Here is a 15,006-nt window from a genome sequence, read left to right as displayed (position 1 = left end):
GTGGCTATTCTACCGGCGGCTCGCCTGAGGCTTCCGCCTCGGCGGCGACCTGGTCCTCGACGTCGTCACGCACCAGGCGATACCAGAGGAACACGGCGAATCCGGCGAAGATCACCCACTCGATCGCGTAGAACACGTTGAGCAGGTTGAGCGAGACCTCGGTCACGGGGGGCGGCGAGTCGATCACATCGAGGCCTGCCGGTGCATCCGCGAGCACGAGGTAGCCGCCGTACACACCCTCGGGCACCTGAGTCCAGATGTTGATCAGTTCCGACACGGCGAGCGCCGAGCGAACGCCCGCCTCGAAGTCGGACTGCTGCGGCGATTCGGTGGGCAGATACCGGCCCGCGAACTCACCGCCGGGCGTGATCGCGTCGAGGTCGTCGATGACGGATGCCGCGGCATCCTCGGTCTCGGACCACCCGAGTGCCACCGCGAGGCTCGCGCCATCCAGGGTCACGAGGTGGCCGACGACCCAGTAGCCGGGGTCGGCATGGTTGGACCGTCCGGAGAGGATGAGGAAGTCGCCGGGGATGAAACTCCCCCGTACGACAACGCGTTGACCCGTCGCCGCCGACATCATGGGCTCCTGCGGCACGGCGATGGTGTCGATGGGCACAACGGTCTCCGTCTGCTCCTCGGTGACCTCGCCGCCCTCGAAGCTGCGCTCGAGCTGCCACTGGCCGAGAAGGGCGAAGGATGCCGCGATGGCGAGGGCGAGCACGAGCGCACCGATCCACTTGGGGCGTCGGGCGGTCGCCCAGAAGCGTGATGCGAAACTCAATACTCGGGATCCTTCTTGCGTTCGACGACGTCGGACTGCTCCGCGGCCTGTGTGGCGATGGAACCAGTCACGCTACCCGGTTGATCTATGAACTCGTCGAGGTTGATGTCGGTCACGTCGATCTCGGGTGGGTGCGTCAGGTCTGCCGGCTCCTGGCCTGAGGTGACGGCATCCACAAGCGCGATTGTCTCCTCGCGCGACCGCTCCCGCCCCGCGGTGGCGAGGCGCGAACGCCGCTGCGGGCGGAGGATCAGGCGTCCGATGCGTTCCGAGTTCACGGCGAGCACTGGGCCGATGATCGACATGGTGAGCACGTAGAGGCCCGCGAAGGGCACGAGCCGGGCATCCAAGCCTGCCGAGAGCGACAGGGTGGCCAGGATGAGCGCGAACTCGCCGCGGTTCTGCAGGATCACGGTCGTGTTGATGCCGGCCTGGGGGCCAAGCTTGTTAAGCCAGGCCACGAACTGGCCGGCGATGATGTTGAGGAGGATCGTGAGACCCACGGCGGCCGCGACCGGAACGATCACCTGCCCGAAGTCGGCGATGTTGAGCGCGAGACCGAAGTTGAGGAAGAAGAACGCGCCGAACACGTCCCTCAGCGGCAGCGCGATCTGCTCGATGCGCGCACGATAGCGGGTGGCGCCCACGACGAGCCCGATCAGGAAGGCTCCGATCGCGTCGGTGACGCCGATGATCTCGCCGACTCCGGCGAAGGCCACGGCCAGGCCGAAGAAGAGGATCGTGAAGAGTTCGTCGTCCTTGGTCTTGAAGATCTTGGAGACGAATCTCCCACCCCAGCGCGCAATGCTGAACATCACGACGAGGAAGAGGAAGGCGACCCCGAGTTTGAGCACGACCGGCCAGACCTCGGTCTCGCCACTGAGCACGACGCCGACGATCGCGAGGTAGATCGCGATGAAGATGTCCTCCACGACGGTGACACCCAGGATCATCGGGGTCTCACGGTTGGCGAGCCTGCCGAGCTCGATGAGGAGCTTCGTCACGATGGCACTCGAGGATGTCGCGGTCATTCCCGCGATGATGAGCGCCTCGCGCGTGCCCCAGCCGACCATGAAACCGAACGCGAAGCCGACACCGATGTTGAGGAGAATGTAGGTGCCACCGGAGACGATGAGCTTGCCGGCGTTGCCGAAGAACTCGTCCTGGTCGAACTCGAGGCCGAGGTTGAACAGCAGCAGGATGAGCCCGAACACGGCGATGAGCTCGACGTTCTCCGAGTCGAAGCTGAGTGGGAACCACTCGGTGTGCGGGCTCGCGAGGAGGCCGACGACCATGTAGACGGGGATGGCGGGAAGGCCGACCAGCTTGCCGAGTCTTCCGAGAGCGTAGGCGATGAGGAACAGGACGCCGAGAACGAGGAGTTGATCACCGAGGTGACCCGGGGCCTCCGCAGCCAGCTGCACGCCTAGGTCCCCGGTGGGGCGTCTGCCGAGGCCTTCACGGGCATCTCACCCGTGCGGTAGAAGGTGAAGGCCTTGGCGACCTTCTCCGGAGTGCCTGCGACGACGAGGGTGTCACCGGGGAAGACCGTAAAGTCCTCGGCGGGGGCGGGGTTGGCAGAGTCGCCGCGCACGACGGCGACAACGGTCAGCCCGACGACGCCACGGCCGGCGAGTGAGCCGAGCTTCTGCCCAGCGATGTGGTCGTCGTAGTCGACAGAGAACCAGTCGATGGAGAGACCGGGGATCGATTCGAGGCTCGAGAGGGATTCCGTGATGCGCGTGCCACCGAGGAGTTCCGCAAGAGTGTGGGCCTCGTCCTCGTCGAGGCGGAGGGAGACCTTCTTGACGTCCGCGCCGTCCTCATCGTCGGAGAACGTGATGAGGTCGCTCGGCCCTGAGCGGTGGGTGATGACGCCGACCTTGCCGCCGTCGTCTGTCACGAAGGTGTGGAGCACTCCGACCCCAGGAAGTTTGACCCGCCGAACGTCAACCATGAGATGTCCTCCCGTCGTTCGCAGTACTTCTATTCTACCGGCCGGTCGCGCTAGACCTCGGGGGCCTCGAGCCGCACACGGTCGGCGGACTCGTCGTCCGGTTCGCGCTGGCTCGCCCGTTCGGCGGCAACCCGTTTGAGGTAGAGCGCGACCTCATGCTCGGTGCGCTCGGCATCCCACCCCAGCACTCCGGCCATGAGGGATGCCGCGACCGGAGCAGCGGAGACCCCGCGGTCCCACGCCTCGATCGAGATCCTGGTGCGCCGCGCGAGCACGTCATCGAGGTGGAGCGCGCCCTCGTGGCTCGCGGCGTACACGACCTCGGCGCCGAGGTAGTCGTCGGCACCGGGTAGCGGATCCTGCAACTCGGGCCGCTCTCGGATGAGATCGAGGAGCTCATCCGTCATGACGCCGTAGCGGTTCAACAGGTGCTCGACTCGGACCCGGTGCACATCGAAGGCGCGGGCGAGCTTGCTGCGCTTGTTCCAGGCAGCGTGGTAGCCCTCGGCGCCGAGCAGCGCGATGTCTTCGGTGATGCTCGGGGAGATCTTGCCATCGAGGGCCGCGACGGCCTCATCGATGGCATCCTTCGCCATGACCCGGTAGGTGGTCCACTTGCCTCCGGCGACCACCACCAGACCCGGCACGCTGTGCGCGACGATGTGCTCGCGACTGAGCTTCGAGGTCTCCTCCGACTCGCCCGCGAGGAGCGGTCGCAGACCCGCGTACACGCCCTCGACGTCGTCGCGCGTGAGCGGCACGGTGAGCACCTTGTTCACGTGGGCCAACAGGTAGTCGATGTCCGCAGCGGTCGCTGCAGGATGCGCCTTGTCGAGGTTCCAGTCGGTATCTGTCGTGCCGATGAGCCAGTGCCTGCCCCACGGGATGACGAACAGCACACTCTTCTCGGTGCGCAGCAGGAGACCGAGCTTCGACTGGAAGCGGTCCCGGGGCACAACGAGATGCACACCCTTCGACGCGCGCACCTTGAACTGCCCGCGTTCGCCGACCATCGACTGCGTGTCATCCGTCCACACGCCCGTCGCGTTCACGACCTGTCGGGCACGGATCTCGAAGCGCTCCCCCGTCTCGCGGTCGTGCGCGCGAACCCCGACAACCCGCTCCCCCACCTTGATGAAGCCCTCCACGCGAACCCGGCTGGCCACGTGCGCTCCGTAGAAGCTCGCCGTGCGGGCGAGGTTCGCGACGTAGCGCGCATCGTCGACCTGGGCGTCGTAGTAGGCGAGCCCACCGCGGAAGGCGTCGTGGGCGAGGCTCGGGGATGCGCGCAGCAGCTGGCGCTTCGTCAGATGGCGGTGGTGCGGCACTCCCGGCGGGCGGCCACCCGTGTAACTGAGGAGGTCGTAGAGGAGCATGCCCGCGCCGATGTAGAGCCTCTCGAAGACCGGCTTGGTGAGCGGGTAGAGGAACCGCACGGGCTTCACGAGGTGTGGCGCGATGCGCTGCAGCAGCAGCCCACGCTCGATGAGAGACTCGCGCACGAGACGGAAGTCCAGTTGCTCCAGGTAGCGGATGCCACCGTGCACGAGCTTCGAGGACCGGCTGCTGGTGCCGCTCGCCCAGTCGCGGGCCTCCACCATGCCGACGCGAAGACCGCGGGTCGCGGCATCCAGTGCGGACCCGGCACCGACGATGCCGCCGCCGACGACGAGGACGTCGAGCTCCTTGGACTTCAGGGCCTCGATCGCGGCCGCCCGTTCCTCAGGACCGAGCTTCGACGACCTGGTGACCGATGTGCGGCTCATGAACTACCTCGAGACGTAGGGGGCGACGACCACTTCGACGCGCTGGAATTCCTTGAGGTCCGAGTATCCGGTGGTCGCCATCGACCTGCGGAGTGCACCGATGATGTTGACGCGGCCGTCCGCGACCGAGGACGGGCCGTAGAGGATCTCCTCCAGCGGGGCGAGGCTTCCGACCTCCACGCGGTTGCCTCGCGGCAGCTCTGAGTGGTGCGCCTCCGCACCCCAGTGCCAGCCGCCGCCCGGAGCATCCGTCGCCCTGGCCAGCGTGCTGCCGAGCATGACGGCGTCCGCACCGACGGAGATCGCCTTGACGATGTCGCCGCTCGTGCCGAGGCCGCCGTCGGCGATCACGTGAACGTAGCGGCCGCCGGACTCGTCCATGTAGTCGCGGCGGGCACCGGCGACGTCGGCCACTGCCGTGGCCATGGGAGCGTGGATGCCAAGGCTCGCGCGCGTCGTGGATGCCGCTCCGCCACCGAACCCGACGAGCACACCCGCCGCACCCGTGCGCATGAGGTGCAGCGCCGCGGTGTAGGTCGCGGCCCCTCCGACGATGACGGGAACGTCGAGCTCGTAGATGAACTTCTTGAGGTTGAGCGGCTCGACCGTCTTGGAGACGTGCTCGGCGCTGACCGTCGTTCCGCGGATCACGAAGAGGTCGACACCCGCATCGACGACCGTCTTGTAGTGCTCCTGCGTGCGCTGCGGACTGAGCGCCCCCGCGACCGGTACGCCGGCCGCGCGGATCTCCGCGAGGCGAGCCTTGATGAGCTCGGGCTTGATGGGCTCGGCGTAGATGCTCTGCATGCGGGCGGTCGCTGCGGAGGCCTCGAGGCCCCGGACCTCCTCGAGGAGCGGCTCCGGGTTCTCGTACCTGGTCCAGAGCCCCTCGAGATCGAGCACTCCGAGCCCACCGAGTTCACCCATGCGGATCGCGGTGGCGGGGCTCACGACGGAGTCCATCGGTGCTGCGAGCACGGGAATCTCGAAGGTGTAGGCGTCGATGGTCCAGCTCACCGAGACATCCTGGGGGTCACGCGTGCGCCGGGACGGCACGATCGCGATGTCGTCGAAGGCGTACACGCGGCGAGCGCGCTTGGCGCGGCCGATCTCGATGTCACTCACCCTGCAAGCCTACCGGCGCGTCACGTCGCTCAAGCAGGTGGACCCCTCCGTCGCGCCTCCCTGTCCTCACTTTGAAGGACTCTCATGAGCGACATAAGATGGGCGAACCGCGACGTATCCGAGCACTAATCGACTATGAGGACCCGAGGGCGACGAGTGATTTTGAGCACGAGCCCGACAAGGGTTGGCATCTACTTCTTCTACGACGAGCACGGAATCGTCGATGACTACGTGGTGACCTTCCTCTCGGACATGAGGAAGTCGCTGACGCGACTCGTGGTCGTCGTCAACGGCACCCTCACGCCGGAGGGACGCAGGACCTTCGAAGAGCTCGGTGCTGACCCCGTGATCGTGCGCCGCAACGAGGGCTTCGACGTCTGGGCGTACAAGACGGGGATCGACCTCCTCGGCTGGGACGAGCTCGCCACGTACGACGAGCTCATCATGATGAACTTCACGATCATGGGCCCTGTCGGATCGTTCGCCCCGATGTTCGCCGAGATGGACACGCGTGATATCGACTTCTGGGGCATCACCATCCACAACGGCGTCGCCTTCGACCCGTGGGGAAAGATGCCGGATGGCACGGTCGACGTGCACATCCAGTCGCACTTCATCGCCGTGCGCAATCGCATGCTGACGAGCCCGGAATTCCGCAACTACTGGGACACCCTCGTGCCCATCGAGACCTACGAGGACTCGATAGCCAAGCACGAGGCACTGTTCACCCCGCGGTTCGCGGGCTTCGGGTTCACGTGGGACTACTACGTCGACACCTCGGACCTCATCGGCGAGGCGTACTACCCGCTCTTCAACATGCCGTTCGATCTCGCCTCCCGCAGACTGAGCCCGATCTTCAAGCGCAAGAGCTTCTTCGCCGGGCCGGACCTCTACCTCGACGAGAACTCGAACCGCCCGGCCAGGGACCTCCTCGACTTCCTCTCGACGTCGGACGACTACGACGTCGACTTGGTCTGGCGTCACGTCATCCGCAGCGCCAACCACTACGACGTGGCCATGGCGCTCAACCTCTTCGCCGTGCTCGACTCCGCGACCCCCGCGCCTGCTCCCTCCCTCCGGGTCGGCGCACTCCTGGGCGTCGGAAGCCTCGTCGAACTCGAGAGCCGGATACCGTTCCTCGACTCGCTCCCGGCCGGAGCGAAGCTCGTGCTCGTGCATCCGAGCGACGCGCCGGGACTCGAGGATGCAGCATCCGCACTCGCGGGCACACGCTGGGCCGACGCCACCGTGATCGTCATCGATCCCCAGTCCGCACCGTGGTCTGTGCTCGACCACTACAGTGGCGAGCTCGACGATGTCGAACTCGTGGTTGTGGTGGAGACCGCGCAGCGCGGGATCTTCCCGTACACGAATGGCGTGGCATCCGACCGCAACTCGATCGATGGCGTTCTGGGAACGCAGGACTACGTCTCGCGCCTCATCGAGCTCTTCGAGCGCCAGCCGAGGCTCGGGCTCGTGGTGCCGCCGAGGTCGCTCCACGATGTCAACTACGGCGACTACGGCCACGAGTGGGGCGAGGACTACGAGGCGGTGAGGGCGCTCCTGCAGGAACTCGGCCTGACGACGCCGCTCGAACCCGGCAAGAGCCCGATCGCGGCCGCCGACGGCAAGTTCTGGGTGCGGTCGGCGGTTCTCGCCAGCAGCACCTACGCGCGCGCCAGGGAACTCGCGGCCTCGACCAACGAGATCACCAAGGCGACACCGTTCGTGGTTCAGTCCCTCGGGTACTTCTCCAGCTTCGCGATGCCCGACTTCCTCGCCTCGAACTTCATGGCCAACTCGACGCACATGATCAGGCGCAGCAACCAGCGCTTCGGGTCCGGTGTCGGCGACCGCTTCTCGGCGTTCGAGTTCCGCCTGCAGGCGCGGCAGCTCGGGTGGGCCGACCAGTACGGCTTCGCGCCATCCCGCGCCTATCTCTACGTGGACACCGGCAAGGGCTTCCACCAGGGCAACGCCATCCCGATCGAGGCGCGACCACTGCTCGGCTCGCAGGGGATCGAGTTCCGGTTCGACGTGCCCCCGCGTACGAAGGCGATCAGGTTCGACCCGCTCGACGGCCTCGGATGCGTGTGCATCGGCACGGAGGCCGTGACCGAGACGGGGCAGGTCGTGCCGCTGCACCCGATCAACGGTGGTCGCCGCGGGCGCATCGACGTCTTCGACACCCCGGACCCTTCGTACATCGGCTACTCGTGGCCACGCCGCGCGACGCAGCTCATCATCACGATGGAGAACATGACCGTGCTTCGCCCGCCGTTCTCCGGTGAGTTCCGCCGGTCGCCCTGGGCGGCCGCCTGGTACAAGGTCCGGCGCGCACTCGGCCGCCTGGGCTGAATCGCGATCAGCCGGGCTCCGGTCCCGACTGCAGGTGCGCGATGTCGCTCTGGAGTTTCACCATGAGCCGGTAGAGGTCGCGGTGCAGGGCGATGAGGGATGACAGCTGCCGGGCATCCGCAGGGCTCACCTCGGCCCGCGGCGCGCTGCTGAGCCTGACGTCGGCGCGGAGCTCGTCAATCCGTCGGGAGAGACGCCATCGCTCGGCGTGCTCGGAGCGGTGGGATGTCGCGAACGCGAGTGCCCCGGCGAATCCGCCGAGCACCTCCTCCGAGATCTCGTTCGCGGTGATCTGGCGGCGGTCCCTGCGGCCACTGAAGCTGTCGTGCGCTGCAGGAGCGATGGTCGCCTCGGTGAGCCATCCTGGACCACCGAAGTGGTCGTAGAGGTAGACGGGGATACCCATCGAGAGCGCGTACTGCACCGTCTTGCCTATCGTCAGCACCGCGTCGAAGCCCTCGAGCACCTCGGGCGTGATGCGGACAGGTCGGTCGTCGACACCGAGGTACGACACCTCGACGCCAGCCGCCTCGAGGAGGGAGGTTGCAGCGCGCACCTCCTCGGGCGCGTGGTTGGACACGACCAGGAGCCTCGCGAGCCCGGTCACGGGGCCGCCCGTGTGGTCGGCGAAGGCGTCGGGTGCCGGGTTGTCGAAGACCACGGTCTTCTCGGGCACGATACCGAACTCGAGCAGACGCTCCACCGTCGTGGGCGACATGCCCATCGACACGGCCGAGAGCTGGTTCTCGAGCGCAGCGTGTCTCGGCAGCTCGACGTCCATGAAGCTCGAGAGGTGGTGGAAGACGATGGGCGCCGTGACTCCCCCGCCTTCCAGTCGTCTCAGCAGGCCCGGTGGAAGGATGCTGTGCTGCACCCAGATCAGGTCGTACGGCTCGGCGAACTCCTCGTCGAGGTCGGCCACATGCAGCGTGAGCCGTCCCCACGATGGGAGCTTCTGGATCTCGCCGAGCATGGGCTCTCCGAGATCGTGGGTGTAGACATCCACAACCCAATCGTGCGCGAGGAAGTGCTCGATGAGTTCGAGCGCCACCATCTCAGAACCCGCGAAGTTACGCAGGTGGTTGGTGGTGATCAGGACTCTCATCCCCACCAGCCTAGGGTCGACCCCCTCCGGAGTCTCTAGCGGCGGTAGTTCGGCGCCTCGACGACCATCTGGATGTCGTGCGGGTGGGACTCCTTCAGGCCAGCCGCAGTGATGCGAACGAACTTGCCCTTGTTGCGCAGTTCCTCGATGGTGCGCGCGCCGGTGTAGAACATCGACTGGCGCAGGCCGCCGAGAAGCTGGTAGACGACGGATGACACGGGCCCGCGATAGGGCACCTGCCCCTCGATGCCCTCGGCGATGAGCTGCTCATCGCTCGGGACGTCCGCCTGGAAGTAGCGGTCGCGCGAGTACGACGTCTTCTTGCCCCGCGTCTGGAGTGCTCCGAGCGAACCCATGCCGCGGTAGCTCTTGAACTGCTTGCCGTTCACGAAGATGAGGTCGCCGGGGCTCTCGTCGGTTCCGGCGAGCAGCGACCCGAGCATGACCGTCTCGGCTCCAGCAACGAGCGCCTTGGCGATGTCGCCCGAGTACTGCAAGCCGCCGTCAGCGATCACGGGGATGCCGGCTTCGCGCGCGGCGAGGGATGCCTCGTACACCGCGGTCACCTGCGGCACACCGACACCGGCCACAACACGCGTCGTGCAGATGGAACCGGGACCGACGCCGACCTTGACCGCGTCAGCGCCGGCATCGACGATCGCCTGCGCGCCGGAGCGGGTGGCCACGTTTCCGCCGATCACGTCGATCGAGGCGAACGCGCTGTCCGACTTGATGCGCTTGATGATGTCGAGCACACCCGCGGAGTCACCGTTGGCCGTGTCGACGACGATCACGTCGACGCCCGCGTCCCGAAGCGCACCGGCGCGCTCCCAGGCGTCGCCGAAGAATCCGATCGCGGCACCCACGCGCAGGCGACCCTCGTCGTCCTTGGTGGCGTTCGGGTACTGCTCCGACTTGTCGAAGTCCTTAACAGTGATGAGGCCGCGCAGCTTGCCAGCAGCATCCACGAGCGGGAGCTTCTCGATCTTGTGCTGAGCGAAGATCGCGATCGCGCCATCGGGGTCGATACCCTCCGGGGCGGTGATGAGCGGGGCCTTCGTCATGACGTCGCGTACGAGGGTCGTGCTCTTCTCGAAGGGCGAGACGAAGCGCATGTCTCGGTTGGTGATGATGCCGACGAGCGTGCCGTCCCCTTCGACGACGGGGAGACCCGAGACCCGGAACTGGCCGCACAGTGCGTCGACCTCGGCGACCGTGGCATCCGCCGTCGTGGTCACCGGGTTGGTGATCATGCCGGACTCGCTGCGCTTGACCTTGTCGACATACGCAGCCTGGTCCTCTATAGAGAGGTTGCGGTGGAGCACACCGAGACCGCCGTTGCGCGCCATGGCGATGGCCATGCGCGCCTCGGTGACGGTGTCCATGGCCGAGGAGATCAGGGGGGACTGTACCCAGATGCGTCGGGTGAGCCGGGAGCCCGTGTCAGCCTCGCTCGGAATGACGTCGGTATGGCCGGGAAGCAGCATCACATCGTCGTAGGTGAGTCCGATGAATCCGAACGGATCAGGCTGGTCCATGTGCCCCTCGTGAGTGCTGCTAACGCGCGAGCGGGGTGCCTGGGCACCTCTACTCGACATCCTCGGTCTTGTCGGTTAATGCTAACGCCCTTGCCAGCCGGGCCATTCCCGGGCAAGATGCCCAGAACCGACGTCGCACCGACCCGAAACACGGGAGACACATATCGGAGCTATTGTCGTTCGAGTTAACGTGCGGTTCACCTCGCACGCTGCGGCCAAAGCTGGAGGTTTTGTGAAAACGGCAGAAGCAGTGCGCAAGCGACGGTCGACGAAAGCGATACTCATACTGTTCGTCGCCGCACTCGGTGCGACCCTGACATTCGGCGTCGGTTCTGCGAGCGCCGATGAGGTCGACGTCGACAAGTACGACTATCGCATCAGCGGCAACGTGAAGCTCAACAGTGAACCGCTCGAGGATGTGCTCCTCACTATTGCGGGCAACGGCCACGAGGTCGAGGTGACGACGGATGCCGAGGGGCGCTGGCGAGTCGGAGTGCCCTCCAACGAGGGCCCCTACACCGTCACACTCGACGAGTCGACGCTCCCCGAGGGCATCGCGGTGGTCGACGAGACGGGTGAGGACCCGACCCCCAACGTGAGGGAGGTCGAGATCGGCCCGAGCGGCTCGGTCACCACCAACTTCTTTATCGGTCGGGGCGAGCGCAATACAACGACGTGGATCGACCAGCTCATTGAGCGAGTCGTCAACGGCCTCAACTTCGGTCTCATGCTGGCCCTCGCCGCCATCGGTCTCTCGCTCGTCTTCGGCACGACTGGCCTGTCGAACTTCGCGCATGGCGAGATGGTCACCTTCGGCGCCCTCATGGCTCTCCTCTTCTCCACCACCGTCGGGCTACCGATCTACATCGCGATACCGATAGCCGTCATCCTCTCGGCACTCTTCGGGTATGCGATGGATGCCGGGTTGTGGAGACCACTACGCAAGCGGGGCCTCGGCGTCGTCCAGCTCATGATCGTGAGCATCGGCCTTTCGCTGGCCCTGCGCTACGTCTTCCAGTTGTTCATCGGTGGTGGCACGGAACAGCTCGTCGGATCCAGCTCGCCAGACATCCAGATCTGGGGCCCGATCAAGCTCAGCGTCATCGACATGGTGAGTATGGCGACCTCTGTCGTCGTGATCCTCGCCTTCGCCTGGTGGCTGCAGCGCACCAGGATCGGCAAGGCAACGCGCGCCGTGTCCGACAACCCGTCGCTCGCAGCGGCGAGCGGCATCGACGTGGACTTCGTCGTCCGCGTCGTGTGGATCGTCGCCGCAGCGCTCGCCGGTCTCGCCGGTGTTCTGTGGGCGTACTTCCGCCCGGGCATCAAGTGGGACATGGGCACGAGCATCCTGCTGCTGATCTTCGCTGCGGTGACACTCGGTGGACTCGGCACCGCCTTCGGTGCCCTCATCGGATCCCTGATCGTCGGAATGCTCGTCGAGGTGTCGAGCCTCTGGATCCCCTCGGACCTCAAGTACGTCGGAGCGCTCGTCGTACTCATCGTCATCCTGCTCTTCCGGCCACAGGGCATCCTTGGTCGACGAGAGCGCATAGGTTAGGAAGGCTTAGACCATGGACTTTCTTCAGATCCTGTCGAACACGGCGAACCAGATCCTCAGCCCCACCACGATCGGTTTCGCCCTCGCTGCACTCGGCCTCGCAGTGCACTTCGGCTTCACCGGCCTCCTCAATATGGGTGTCGCGGGCTTCATGGCCATCGGCGCCTACGGCTTCGCGATCTCGATCCTGACCTTCGGGATGCCGTGGTGGATCGCCGTCATCATCGGGCTGGGCGCCTCCGTCGTCTTCGCCCTCATCCTCGGTATCCCCACCCTGCGCCTGCGCGGTGACTACCTCGCCATCGTCACGATCGCCGCGGCCGAGGTCGTTCGACTGCTCTTCCTGACGACGGCGTTCACGCCGGTCACGGGCTCCGCAGACGGCCTCTCCGGCTTCCAGGCCGACTTCCGCGCCGCAAACCCCCTGCCCGAGGGCGGGCCGTTCGGGTTCGGTCCCTGGATGTACTCGCGGGACCAGTGGTGGGTCATCATCATCGGTGTCCTGCTGCTCGCGGTCTCCGTGCTCTTCGTCTGGTCTCTCATGCGCAGCCCGTGGGGTCGCGTCATCAAGGGCATCCGCGAGGACGAGGACGCGGTGCGCGCACTCGGCAAGAACGTCTTCTCGTTCAAGCTGCAGGCGCTCGTCATCGGTGGTGTCGTCACGGCGCTCGGTGGAATCGTCATCGCGCTCGGCACGAACGTCAACCCGAACGTCTACGTGACGTCGCAGACGTTCTTCATCTACACCGCGTTGCTCCTCGGCGGTGCTGCGACGATCTTCGGACCGATCCTCGGCGCGGTGCTGTTCTGGGTGGTTCGGGCCTTCCTCTCGAACCTGCTCCCCGCGCTCGCCGGCGCAGGGGTCCTGCCCTTCCTCTCCGGCGAGCAGGCGCAGATGATGGTGTTCATCCTGATCGGTGTCGCCCTCATGCTTCTCGTCATCTTCAGGCCGCAGGGCATCCTCGGCAACAAGAAGGAGCTGACCTTTGTCAAGTGAATCCACCGCACCAGTGACCCGTCCGAAGACGACAGGTCTCCACAAGGGCGAGATCGTGCCTGGCGTTGCCAAGGTCGACCCGATCATCGTCGCCGACGGGGTCAAGCGCACCTTCGGTGGTCTCACCGCCGTCGACGTCCAGCACCTCGAGATCCCGCGCGGCGCGATCACCGCGCTCATCGGCCCGAATGGTGCAGGCAAGACGACCCTCTTCAACCTGCTGACCGGCTTCGACGTGCCCGATGAGGGCACCTGGGAGTTCGAGGGCAACTCGCTCGCGCGAGTGCCCGCGTTCAAGGTCGCCCGCCGCGGCCTCGTCCGCACCTTCCAGCTGACGAAGGCGCTCGGCCTGCTCACTGTCCTCGAGAACATGAAGCTCGGCGCGACCGGACAGAAGGGCGAGAACTTCTTCCGCTCGCTGTTCCCGGCGTTCTGGCGCAAGCAGGACACCGACATCGAGGCCAAGGCCCGTGTCATCCTCGCGAAGTTCAAGCTCGACGCGAAGGAGGCCGACTTCGCGGCATCCCTCTCCGGCGGCCAGCGCAAGCTCCTCGAAATGGCTCGGGCGCTCATGAGCGACCCGACCCTCGTCATGCTCGACGAGCCGATGGCAGGTGTCAACCCGGCGCTCACGCAGTCCCTGCTCGAGCACATCCTCGACCTCAAGGACCAGGGGATGACGGTGCTCTTCGTCGAGCACGACATGCACATGGTCCGGCACATCGCCGACTGGGTGGTCGTGATGGCAGAGGGCAAGGTCGTCGCCGAGGGCCCGCCGGACTCCGTGATGCAGAACCAGGCCGTCATCGACGCGTACCTGGGATCGCACCAGGACGTTGATCTCGGTGTGGTCACCGGTCGCTACGCGGGCGAGCTGAACACTGAGGCTGTCGATCTGGTCGCCGAGGTCAAGGAACTCGATGAGGCCCTCTCGCACGATCACGACAACAAGGGTGGAGCAGACAAGTGAGCGACAAGACAGGATCTGCCGTGAGCACGGGTTCGAGCACCACCACGGAACCGGTGGTGAGAGTCACCGACCTCTACGCGGGTTATCTCCCGGGCGTGAACATCCTCAACGGGACGAACCTCGTCGCCGAGCAGGGCGAGCTCATCGGCATCATCGGCCCGAACGGCGCCGGCAAGTCGACGCTCCTCAAGGCGATCTTCGGCCAGGTCAAGGTTCGCGGCGGCAGCATCACGCTTCGAGGCAGCGAGATCACGGGCCTCAAGGCCAACAAGCTCGTCGCCAAGGGCGTGGGATTTGTCCCGCAGACCAACAACGTCTTCCCGAGCCTCACGATCGCCGAGAACCTGCAGATGGGCCTGTACCAGCGCCCGAAGGTCTACCAGGAGCGTCTCGAGTTCGTCACCGGCATCTTCGCGGAACTCGGCAAGCGTCTTGGCCAGCGCGCCGGGTCGCTCTCGGGCGGTGAGCGCCAGATGGTCGCCATGTCGCGCGCGCTCATGATGGACCCGCAGGTGCTGCTCCTCGACGAGCCCTCCGCCGGCCTCTCCCCTGCCCGTCAGGATGACGCATTCCTCCGGGTCTCCGAGATCAACAAGGCCGGCGTCACGACGATCATGGTCGAGCAGAACGCCCGCCGCTGCCTGCAGATCTGCGACCGCGGCTACGTCCTGGACCAGGGAACGGACGCCTACACGGGAACCGGCCGCGAGCTGCTCAACGACCCGAAGGTCATCGGGCTGTATCTCGGTACCCTCGGCGCGTAACGCGCAACAACCCTGAGAAGGCCGTCTCCCCCGGGAGGCGGCCTTCCTCGTTGTACGGAGAGTGCCGGGACGTCGCTCAGC

The 15,006-nt window shown here is 66.0% G+C and carries 12 protein-coding genes; 5 read left to right on the top strand and 7 right to left on the bottom strand.

Translation table 11 applies throughout. The annotated features are described in order from the left end of the window. Positions 1-4 precede the first annotated feature (4 nt). The 5 genes from HDC94_RS04315 to HDC94_RS04295 are packed head-to-tail and all read right to left on the bottom strand — an operon-like array spanning position 5 to position 5,632. On the bottom strand, positions 5-784 hold the full coding sequence (locus tag HDC94_RS04315; RefSeq protein ID WP_179495185.1) for an SURF1 family protein: 780 nt from the start codon (positions 782-784) through the stop codon (positions 5-7). Next, positions 781-2,208, bottom strand: a complete 1,428-nt coding sequence (locus tag HDC94_RS04310; RefSeq protein WP_308495624.1) for a cation:proton antiporter — start codon at positions 2,206-2,208, stop codon at positions 781-783. Before HDC94_RS04310 ends, HDC94_RS04315 begins: the two co-directional genes overlap by 4 nt. Positions 2,209-2,210: 2 nt before the next feature. Next, the gene (locus HDC94_RS04305) at positions 2,211-2,741 is read right to left on the bottom strand and encodes a cation:proton antiporter regulatory subunit (protein WP_179495183.1); all 531 of its coding nucleotides are present in this window, start codon (positions 2,739-2,741) and stop codon (positions 2,211-2,213) included. A gap of 50 nt (positions 2,742-2,791) precedes the next feature. After that, a complete protein-coding gene (locus HDC94_RS04300) occupies positions 2,792-4,507 on the bottom strand; it encodes a glycerol-3-phosphate dehydrogenase/oxidase (protein ID WP_179495181.1) in 1,716 nt (571 codons plus the stop codon). Between the two features lie 3 nt (positions 4,508-4,510). Beyond that, positions 4,511-5,632 (bottom strand): GuaB3 family IMP dehydrogenase-related protein, encoded by a 1,122-nt coding sequence (locus HDC94_RS04295; protein WP_179495179.1) that lies wholly within the window; start codon positions 5,630-5,632, stop codon positions 4,511-4,513. Positions 5,633-5,788: 156 nt separating this feature from the next. On the opposite strand from HDC94_RS04295, the gene HDC94_RS04290 reads away from it, so the two are divergent. Continuing rightward, a complete protein-coding gene (locus HDC94_RS04290) occupies positions 5,789-7,990 on the top strand; it encodes a rhamnan synthesis F family protein (protein WP_179495177.1) in 2,202 nt (733 codons plus the stop codon). A gap of 7 nt (positions 7,991-7,997) precedes the next feature. On the opposite strand, the gene HDC94_RS04285 is transcribed toward HDC94_RS04290, so the two are convergent. Together HDC94_RS04285 and guaB are read right to left on the bottom strand one after the other, a co-directional pair. Beyond that, positions 7,998-9,095: a hypothetical protein gene (locus HDC94_RS04285; protein ID WP_179495175.1), complete on the bottom strand. Its 1,098-nt coding sequence runs from the start codon at positions 9,093-9,095 to the stop codon at positions 7,998-8,000. 35 nt (positions 9,096-9,130) lie between these two features. Continuing rightward, entirely contained in the window at positions 9,131-10,633 is a 1,503-nt protein-coding gene (gene guaB / locus HDC94_RS04280) for an IMP dehydrogenase (RefSeq protein WP_179495173.1), read from the bottom strand. 232 nt (positions 10,634-10,865) lie between these two features. Between guaB and HDC94_RS04275 the strand changes: the two genes are divergently transcribed. From HDC94_RS04275 to HDC94_RS04260, 4 genes are read left to right on the top strand one after another with little or no spacing between them, the layout of a single operon-like run. Beyond that, positions 10,866-12,194, top strand: a complete 1,329-nt coding sequence (locus tag HDC94_RS04275; RefSeq protein ID WP_374757263.1) for a branched-chain amino acid ABC transporter permease — start codon at positions 10,866-10,868, stop codon at positions 12,192-12,194. Between the two features lie 13 nt (positions 12,195-12,207). Continuing rightward, complete coding sequence (locus HDC94_RS04270; protein ID WP_179495171.1) at positions 12,208-13,191, top strand: branched-chain amino acid ABC transporter permease; 984 nt, start codon at positions 12,208-12,210, stop codon at positions 13,189-13,191. Positions 13,192-13,204: 13 nt separating this feature from the next. After that, positions 13,205-14,161 (top strand): ABC transporter ATP-binding protein, encoded by a 957-nt coding sequence (locus HDC94_RS04265; RefSeq protein WP_374757262.1) that lies wholly within the window; start codon positions 13,205-13,207, stop codon positions 14,159-14,161. Continuing rightward, on the top strand, positions 14,158-14,925 hold the full coding sequence (locus HDC94_RS04260) for an ABC transporter ATP-binding protein (RefSeq protein WP_374757261.1): 768 nt from the start codon (positions 14,158-14,160) through the stop codon (positions 14,923-14,925). Before HDC94_RS04265 ends, HDC94_RS04260 begins: the two co-directional genes overlap by 4 nt. The last annotated feature ends 81 nt before the right edge of the window (positions 14,926-15,006 follow it).

Source organism: Leifsonia sp. AK011, assembly GCF_013410945.1.
Lineage (GTDB): Bacteria > Actinomycetota > Actinomycetes > Actinomycetales > Microbacteriaceae > Rhodoglobus.
This window is presented reverse-complemented; position numbering and strand designations above follow the sequence as displayed.